The organism is Arthrobacter sp. 4R501 (assembly GCF_002929755.1).
GTDB lineage: Bacteria > Actinomycetota > Actinomycetes > Actinomycetales > Micrococcaceae > Arthrobacter.
On sequence record NZ_PJIW01000063.1, the window covers coordinates 1 to 604 of the forward strand.

Annotated in this window: 1 protein-coding gene; it reads left to right on the forward strand. The window is 65.7% G+C overall.

Translation table 11 applies throughout. The features are described 5' to 3' along the window. Window positions 1-78: 78 nt before the first annotated feature. The coding region (locus CXR02_RS21895; RefSeq protein WP_308470708.1) for an ABC transporter ATP-binding protein at window positions 79-604 on the forward strand (526 nt) is incomplete at its 3' end.

Here is a 604-nt window from a genome sequence, read left to right on the forward strand (position 1 = left end):
CGGCTGGGCGGGGGGGAGGAGGACCTCGTTACGGCCACAGACCGGCAAATGTGCCGGATCCGCGGTAACGACATGTCCATGGTCTTTCAAGAGCCGCTCACGGCCTTGAATCCACTGATGAAGGTCGGTCCTCAGGTTGCCGAGGTCATGCTCAAGCACACGACAGTGGCCGGCCGCCGCGAGGCACGGGACAAGGCAGTACAGCTGCTGGCCAGCGTCAAGCTGCCGGATCCTCCTGAGGCGGCCAAGGCCTACCCGCACCAGCTCTCCGGCGGTCAGCGCCAGCGCGTCATGCTGGCGATGGCCCTTGCCAACGACCCCGAGCTGCTGCTCTGCGATGAGCCGACGACGGCGCTGGACGTCACGGTCCAGCGCCAGGTGCTGGATCTGATTCTTGAGTCCGTGCAGCTGCGCGGCACAGGGCTGCTGTTCATCACACACGACCTGTCCGTGGTGGCCAACGTGTGCCACCGGGTCCTGGTCATGAACCGTGGCATCGTGGTGGAGGAGGGCTCCGCGGAGGAGGTCTTTACCCGCCCACAGCACCCCTACACGCGCGGATTGCTCGCGGCATCGGACTTGGACGCCTCCGATGAGAATGGAC